Source organism: Nocardioides sp., assembly GCF_034670285.1.
GTDB lineage: Bacteria > Actinomycetota > Actinomycetes > Propionibacteriales > Nocardioidaceae > Nocardioides.
In genome coordinates, this window is sequence record NZ_JAXMNS010000177.1 from 1 (window position 1) to 7,417 (window position 7,417).

The window sequence follows — 7,417 nt, forward strand, 5'->3', positions numbered from 1 at the left end:
CGAATTCGCGCACGGCTTGCTCGCCACCGGTCTCGGCGACGAAGCGCAGAGCCTGGACGGCGAGGTCGTCGTACTGCTTCTCGAAGCCTTCGCGACCCGACTGGGTGAGCGCGAAGGCCTTGGCCGGACGGCCACGGCCGCGCGACCCTGCGGGACGCTGGTCGCGCGCCTCGAGGGTGCCGTCCTCGACCATGTGGTCGAGGTGGCGCCGCACGGCAGCCGGGGTGAGGTCGAGTCGATCGGCCAGCACCGCGGCGGTCGAGGGCCCTTCGACCAGGATCGACCGAGCAACGCGCTGCCGCGTCGTGAGGTCGCCCTGGATGAATTCCACAACCCCAGTGTGCCGTTAATACCCCGGCTCCTTCAAGGAAGGTCCACCTAACCCGCTTCGAACGCCTTGCGCGACGGAGTTTTGTCAGCGCTGACAGGATGGCGCGGTGCCTGCCGCCATGCTCCCCAGTCCCCCGCACGCTGTCGGCCACGGGCTGCCCTGGCACGTCGCGGTGCAGGACGCCGTCGCCGACATCGCCGCGGCGCGCGCCCGCTACGGCGACACCTTCACCATCGAGCACGGACGCGAACGCTACGTCTTCACCTTCTCCCCCACCGGCGTGGAGTCGTTCTACGGGCTCAAGGAGGACGTCGCCAGCAAGGGCGTCGCCGACTACCTGATGCTGCGACGCAAGCTGCCCGACGTGCTCTTCGAGGGACGCCGCACCCTGCCGGGGACCCTCTTCGGCCGCGAAGACGTGGCCGGCTACCTGTCGCACCTCGATCACGCGCTCGACGACGCCCTGGCCGAGCTCGGTTCGGCCGGCACTGCCGACGTGTTCGACCTCACCCGCCGCCTCGGGCACCGTCTCGGGCTCGCCTCCTGGATCGGCCCTGCGGCCGCGTCGGGTGCCGCCTTCGACCGCCTGGTCGTCGCCTTCGACACCCTCGACGGCTCCGACGCGTTCGTGCACCCGGACGCGATGGCGGCCGTGGCCGCCACGGGGAAGCGTGCCGAGCTCGCCGCGATGGAGGAGGTCGTCGAGATCGTCGGCGCCCTGGTCGATGCCCGCGGGTCCGACGCCGGGACCGAGCTGTTCGAGCGGATCGTCGCCTCCTGGGCGGGCGAGGACGACGCCGTACGACGCCGCGGCGTCGCGCTGGACGTCGTCCTGATCCACGTCGCCTCCATGTCCAACCTGCACGCAGCCCTGGGTTGGGCGCTCGTCGACCTGCTGGAGCACCCCGACGCCCTCGCCCGGGTCCGCGCCGGGGACAGCGACCACACGCAACGCTGCGCCCTGGAGTCCACCCGGCTCGCGCAGCGCTCGATCATGGCCCGGTCGGTCCTGAGTCCGGTGCGCCTCGACGTCGGCGACGCCGTCTACGACGTGCCGGCCGGCTGGACGATCGCCACCCTGCTCCCCCTGCTCAACACCTCTGCTGCCCCGGGACTGGACGCCTGGCGTCCTTGGCGGTGGGACAGGCACCGCCTGCGCGACACCGGCGAGCTCACCTCACCGCAGCTGGTCACCGCCTTCGGCCACGGCCGCCACACGTGTCCTGCCCAGCCCTTTTCGCTGGCGGCGATGACGACGGCGCTGCACCGCCTCGTCGAGGCGCTCGACCTGACTCCTGCGTGGGACACGCACCCGGCGCCCGTGGCGGCCCAGATCGGCGGCATCGCTCGCGCCTCGGGGCCGGTGCGGCTGACCTACCCGGTTCACCGGGGATTCCCGACGTTCTCAGGGAGAGCTACCCCTGAGAACGTCAGGAACTCCCTGAGAAGGTCCGCTCGGGTCGGGTGGCCCGGAGCCAGGCGAGCCCGAGGAACGGCAGCACGAGCGGCAGGTAGGCGTAGCCCTGCCCGAAGTACGACCAGACGGTGCGGTCGGGGAACAGCGAGGTGTCGAGATAGGACAAGGCGCCCACGGCCAGCACGCCGACCAGCTCGACGACGCACGCCACCACCGCCACGCGCCAGGCACGCAGACCGCCGATCAGCAGGCACGTGGTGGCGACGAGGTAGATGACCGCAGCCACCAGCGAGAGCGAGTAGGCGAACGGCGCGCTGCCGGCATCGGTGCCGAGCTGGATCGCGGAGCGGCCGGTCGCGGCCACCGCGAAGACGCCGTACACGAAGACGAGCATCCGGCCGGGTCCGGAGGACAGGTCACGCACCGAAGCCGCCGTTCCAGATGTCGACGAGACGCACCTGGAGCGCGAGCACGGTCAGGGCCGCCACGACCAGCACGCCGGTGCCGGACCGGGTGCGCTCGGCCAGCGACCAGAAGGCACCGATCGGGAGCGCCAGGGCGACCCCGATGAGGTAGCTCACGAAGAGCACGCCCTCGACGTCGCGGTCGGTGCCCGCCAGGAGCACGCACCCGACCACCAGCTGCACGAGGAGCACGAGCTCGGTGAGGGCGAGCAGCCCGAAGGTGCGGTCCTGCGCGACCTCGTCGCGGATGACCAGCCCCAGGGCCACCAGGGCACTCGCCCCGCCCAGCACGTAGACCGCAGCGGTGATCACGTCGTTCACGTCGCCAGCCTAGGTGCTGCGGCACCTCGCCCTCCGGGGGGTGCGAGGTGCCTCCTAGACTCAGGGTGTGCCCGACTCACCTGCCGTCCTCGTCGACGGGCTGGTGATGCAGTACGGCGCCAAGGTCGCCGTCGCCGGACTCTCGCTCGCGGTCGAGCGCCACACGAACACGGCCGTCCTGGGCCCTAACGGCGCCGGCAAGACGACGACCCTGGAGACCTGCGAGGGCTACCGCCGACCGCAGCAGGGAACCGTCCGCGTGCTCGGCCTCGACCCCATCCGCGACCGCAAGGAGCTGCTCCCGCGGATCGGCGTGATGCTTCAGAGCGGCGGGGCGTGGAGCGGTGTGCGAGCCGTCGAGATGCTGCGTCACGTCGCGCGCCTCCACGCCCACCCCCTCGACCCCGCCATCCTGGTCGACCGACTCGGTCTCGACGACTGTGGCCGCACCCCCTACCGTCGACTCTCCGGCGGCCAGCAGCAGCGCCTCGGCCTGGCGATGGCGCTCGTCGGCCGCCCTGAGCTGGTCTTCGTCGACGAGCCGACCGCTGGGCTCGACCCGGCCGTCCGCCGTACGGTCTGGGAGCTCCTGGAGGAGCTGCGCGGCGACGGCGTCACGGTCGTGCTCACCACGCACTACATGGAGGAGGCCGAGCGCCTCGCCGACCGCGTCCACATCGTCGACAAGGGCTCGCTGGTGGCCTCCGGCACGCCGCTGGAGCTCACGCGTGGCGGCACCCGCGCCACGATCCGACTCGTCGTCACCGAGCCGTTCCCGCCGAGCGCCCCGGAGTCCCTGCGAGCAGCGCTGGGCGAGGGCACCGAGGTCACGCAGCTCGACGCCGTCTCGCTGCTCGTCACCGGCCCGGCCGACTCCTCCACCCTGGCCAAGGTCTCGCGGTGGTGCGAGAGCAACGACGTGCTCCCGGAGTCACTGACGTTGGGCCAGCGCAACCTCGAGGACGTCTTCCTCGAGCTGACCGCGTCGTCCCAGGGAGAGCCCGCATGAGCACCTTTGCCCCGGCGCCCGGCGCCGCGCCGTTCCTGCGTCAGGTGACCACGCAGGCCTCGATGGAGGCCCGCCTGATGCTGCGCAACGGCGAGCAGCTGCTGCTCGCCGTGGTGATCCCGGTGATCGTGCTGATCGGCGGTGTCCGGGGCGCCGACCGGGTCAACCTCTCCTACGGCGTCGACACCTTCACCCCCGGCGTCCTCGCGCTCGCCATCATGTCGACGTCGTTCACGTCGCTGGCGATCGCGACCGGCTTCGAGCGGCGCTACGGCGTCATCAAGCGGCTCGGCACCTCGCCGCTCTCGCGCACGGGGCTGCTGTGCGGCAAGGTCCTCGCCCTGCTGGCCGTCGAGGTGCTCCAGGTCGCGGTGATCTCGGGCGTGGGCTTCGCGCTCGGGTGGGACCCCGACGCCAACGTGCTCGCCCTGCTCCTCGCCGTCGTGCTCGGCACCGCTGCCTTCGCGGGGCTCGGCCTGCTGGTGGCCGGCTCGCTGCGTGCCGAGGCGACGCTCGCGGCCGCCAACCTCATCTACCTCCTGCTGCTCGCCGGTGGCGCCGTCGTCCTGCCGGTCTCGGCCTACGGATCCTTTGGCGACGTCGTCGCCTTCCTGCCCTCGGGTGCGCTCGGCGAAGCCATGCGCGCCGCCCTCTCCGAGTCGACCGTCGCCGTGCGGGACCTCGTGGTCCTGGCCGTGTGGGCCGTCGTCGGGGCCGTCGCCACCGCTAGGACCTTCACGTGGGAATGAGCCGTCTCGTCCACCTGGCGCCGTACGTGCGTCAGCTCGGCTGGGCGAGCCTGGTCGCCAACATCGGGATCGTCGTCACGGGCGGCGCCGTCCGCCTCACCGGGTCGGGCCTGGGCTGCCCCACCTGGCCGCGCTGCACCGAGGACTCCTTCAGGCCCCAGGGCGAGATGGACATCCACACCGCCATCGAGTTCGGCAACCGGATGCTCACGTTCGTGCTGACCGCGATCGCGATCGCGACCTTCGTGGCCGCCGTCCAGAGCGGACGGCGACACCTGAGACGCCTCGCCCTGATACTCGCGCTCGGCATCCCGGCGCAGGCCGTCATCGGCGGCATCACCGTGCTGACCGGCCTCAACCCCTGGATCGTCGGGTTCCACCTGCTCGTCTCGATGGCCATGGTGGGCGTCGCGGTGCTGTTCCTGCGCCGCCTGGACCACCCCGACGCCGGCTGGCTGCGCGGTGGGCCGTTGCCGGCTCTCGCGTGGTCCCTCTACGCCTCCGCCTGGGTCGTGCTCATCCTGGGCACCTTCGTGACCGGTGCGGGTCCGCACGCCGGCGATGCGGCGACCCCGCGCAACGGCCTCGACACCGTCGAGATCAGCCAGCTGCACACCGACGCGGTCTTCCTCTTCATCGGCCTCACGCTCGGTGCGCTCTTCGCGGTCTGGGCGACCCGGGGTCGTGGGCCGGCGCTGCGCGCGGTCCTGGTCCTGCTCGCCGTCGAGGCCTCGCAGAGCGCCATCGGCTTCGTGCAGTACGTCACCGGTCTGCCGGAGATCCTGGTCGGCTTCCACCTGCTCGGCGCCGGACTCATCGCGGCCACCGTGACCTGGGTGGTGCTCGAGGTCGTGCTGCTGGACGACGCTGCGGCTTCCGCCTCGGTCCCGGACGCGCATCGCGTCTCCTCCTGAGGTCCGCGACGCCGCTCCGGCTGCCAGGTCAGCAGGCGGTGAGCTCGAAGAACAGGAAGCAGATGAAGGCCCCGCCGTCCGCGTGGGGAAGTAGCTCCGCCGGGGTGTCCGCGGCCGGCGCCGGCTCGGTGACCTGCGTGATGCGGAATCGTGCGCCGATGAAGGTGTTCATCACATCCTGCAGGGGGCGGTGCCAGTAGGTCATCCACACCGTCTGCTCGCCGTACTCGTAGTCCTCGGAGTACCGGCTCAGGGCGAAGTAGTCGGCGTCGGGATAGACGATGGCGTAGACCATGGGATGAATGATCGAGACGGTGAGGCGACCGCCGGGCTCGAGCACCCGATGCAGCTCGGCCAGTGCGGCCTCCCAGTCCTCGACGTAGTGGAGGGCGAGCGAGGCGGCGACGACGTCGAACGAGTCGTCGTCGTACGGCAGCGGCGCGCCGAGGTCTGCGACCCGAACGTCTGCGTCTTCACCGAGCCGCTCCTGGGCCAGCTGCACCATGTCCGGGCTCAGGTCGAAGCTCGACACCACAGCGCCCCTGGCCTCCAGCGCTGCTGAGAGGGGCCCCGAGCCGCAGCCGGCGTCCAGGACCCTCAGCCCGGAGATCTCACCTGCGAGTCGGAGCATCTCCGGGCGCTCGTAGTAGGCGTTGAAGAGACTGGTCTCGTTCCTCGCCGAGTATTCAGCTGCGAAGCCCTCGTAGGCGTCGGGGCCGGTCGCAGCAGAGATCACAGGGGCAGAGGACGCACTCGTCGGGTCCGACATGACGCAGTCCTACCCCGCGACCGCGTGCCGAACCCTCTCGACGCGCAGGCGAGCCCGAGGCGTCAGCGGAAGAGGAGCGGGTCCAGCGCGACAGCGACGAACAGCAGTGACAGGTAGAGGTTGCTGTGGTGGAAGAGCCGCATCGGCTGGATGACGCTGAGGTCCTCCGTGCCGCGGGCACGGCCCCACATGCGGTGCGCCTCCACCAGGAACACGGCGCCGAGGACAGCGGCGGCGATCGGGTAGACCGGGCCGGTGCCGGCGACCGGCCACAGCAGGAGCGAGGTGGCGACCATCACGTAGGAGTACAGGACGATCTGACGGCCGACCTCGCGGGCGTTCTTGACCACCGGGAGCATCGGGACGTCGACGTTGGCGTAGTCCTCGCGGTAGCGCAGCGCCAGTGCCCAGGTGTGGGGCGGGGTCCAGAAGAAGACGACGGCGAAGAGGATCACCGGGATCCACGACAGCTCGTTGGTGACCGCGGTCCAGCCGATGAGGGCCGGGAAGCACCCGGCCAGTCCGCCCCAGACGATGTTCTGGGTGGTGCGGCGCTTGAGGATCATCGTGTAGCCGAACACGTAGAACGCGTTCGCGCCGAGCGAGAGAGCGGCCGAGAGCGGGTTGACGAACACGGCGAGCACCACGGTCGACACGACGGCCAGGACGGTGGCGAAGATCAGTGCGGCCAGCGGGCTGACCATGTGACGGGGCAGGGCCCGGCGACGCGTACGACGCATCTGCTCGTCGATGTCACGGTCGTAGACGCAGTTGTAGGCCGAGGCCGAGCCTGCCGACAACGTGCCGCCGATGACGGTGGCGACGACCAGGCCGAGGGGCGGCACCCCGCGGGCGGCGAAGAACATGACCGGGACCGTGGTGAGCAGGAGCAGCTCGATGACGCGGGGCTTGGTGAGCCCGACGTACGCCGCGACGACGTCCTTGAACCCCGGAGCACCGGTCTGCGGGCCCGAGGAGTCGTCCGCGCCCGGGAGTGCGGGGCGGGATTCGCCGACGTAGGTCACAAACGTCCTCTGCTGGGTTGATGCTGGCTGGTGCGGGTTAGCGCTGGACCGCCCGAGTGGACCGGCTTCCTGGCCCCAGGATAGGCGACGGGGGTGTGTCCACACCCGCCGAGGCGGTGTGAGTCTATCGCTCGACATGAGTAGGCTCCGTACTGCCCGAGGACACAGCACTGCCGCTCCGCCCTGGAGCCTTCGAAGGAGCATCGTGAGCACGCCTGATTCACTGGACTGGACCGACCTGGACGCCAAGGCCGTCGACACCGCGCGAGTTCTCGCGATGGACGCCGTGCAGAAGGTCGGCAACGGCCACCCCGGCACCGCCATGAGCCTGGCACCAGTGGCCTACCTGCTGTTCCAGAAGGTCATGCGCCACGACCCGGCCGACCCGGAGTGGATCGCGCGCGACCGCTTCGTCCTG

General features: G+C 70.9%; 8 protein-coding genes and 1 pseudogene. 5 read left to right on the forward strand and 4 right to left on the reverse strand.

Going from position 1 to position 7,417, the window contains the following annotated elements; genetic code table 11:
• Window positions 1–331: helix-turn-helix transcriptional regulator (locus tag VOI19_RS10370; RefSeq protein WP_323792888.1), on the reverse strand; the 331-nt coding region annotated here is incomplete at its 3' end.
• Between the two features lie 106 nt (window positions 332–437).
• Here VOI19_RS10370 and VOI19_RS10375 point away from each other — a divergent pair.
• Complete coding sequence (locus VOI19_RS10375) at window positions 438–2,024, forward strand: hypothetical protein (protein ID WP_323792889.1); 1,587 nt, start codon at window positions 438–440, stop codon at window positions 2,022–2,024.
• Window positions 2,025–2,164: 140 nt separating this feature from the next.
• Here the strand turns inward: VOI19_RS10375 and VOI19_RS10380 are convergent, their stop codons facing one another.
• The gene (locus VOI19_RS10380) at window positions 2,165–2,533 is read right to left on the reverse strand and encodes a hypothetical protein (RefSeq protein WP_323792890.1); all 369 of its coding nucleotides are present in this window, start codon (window positions 2,531–2,533) and stop codon (window positions 2,165–2,167) included.
• Between the two features lie 67 nt (window positions 2,534–2,600).
• Here VOI19_RS10380 and VOI19_RS10385 point away from each other — a divergent pair, with 67 nt between their 5' ends.
• The 3 genes from VOI19_RS10385 to VOI19_RS10395 are packed head-to-tail and all read left to right on the forward strand — an operon-like array spanning window position 2,601 to window position 5,205.
• Window positions 2,601–3,542 (forward strand): ABC transporter ATP-binding protein, encoded by a 942-nt coding sequence (locus tag VOI19_RS10385; protein WP_323792891.1) that lies wholly within the window; start codon window positions 2,601–2,603, stop codon window positions 3,540–3,542.
• Complete coding sequence (locus tag VOI19_RS10390; protein WP_323792892.1) at window positions 3,539–4,291, forward strand: ABC transporter permease; 753 nt, start codon at window positions 3,539–3,541, stop codon at window positions 4,289–4,291. Before VOI19_RS10385 ends, VOI19_RS10390 begins: the two co-directional genes overlap by 4 nt.
• Window positions 4,288–5,205 (forward strand): COX15/CtaA family protein, encoded by a 918-nt coding sequence (locus tag VOI19_RS10395; protein WP_323792893.1) that lies wholly within the window; start codon window positions 4,288–4,290, stop codon window positions 5,203–5,205. Before VOI19_RS10390 ends, VOI19_RS10395 begins: the two co-directional genes overlap by 4 nt.
• A 28-nt stretch (window positions 5,206–5,233) precedes the next feature.
• Here the strand turns inward: VOI19_RS10395 and VOI19_RS10400 are convergent, their stop codons facing one another.
• Complete coding sequence (locus tag VOI19_RS10400) at window positions 5,234–5,941, reverse strand: class I SAM-dependent methyltransferase (RefSeq protein WP_323792894.1); 708 nt, start codon at window positions 5,939–5,941, stop codon at window positions 5,234–5,236.
• A 95-nt stretch (window positions 5,942–6,036) separates the two neighbouring features.
• The gene (locus VOI19_RS10405) at window positions 6,037–6,999 is read right to left on the reverse strand and encodes a heme o synthase (RefSeq protein WP_323792895.1); all 963 of its coding nucleotides are present in this window, start codon (window positions 6,997–6,999) and stop codon (window positions 6,037–6,039) included.
• A gap of 136 nt (window positions 7,000–7,135) precedes the next feature.
• Between VOI19_RS10405 and VOI19_RS10410 the strand changes: the two are divergent.
• Window positions 7,136–7,417: pseudogene (locus VOI19_RS10410) on the forward strand (hypothetical protein); the annotation flags it as partial.

Bases quoted from the DNA above. Each gene is read 5' to 3' on its own strand.
- VOI19_RS10390 (WP_323792892.1), top strand. From the start codon at position 3,539: ATGAGCACCTTTGCCCCGGCGCCCGGCGCCGCGCCGTTCCTGCGTCAG.
- VOI19_RS10395 (WP_323792893.1), top strand. From the start codon at position 4,288: ATGAGCCGTCTCGTCCACCTGGCGCCGTACGTGCGTCAGCTCGGCTGG.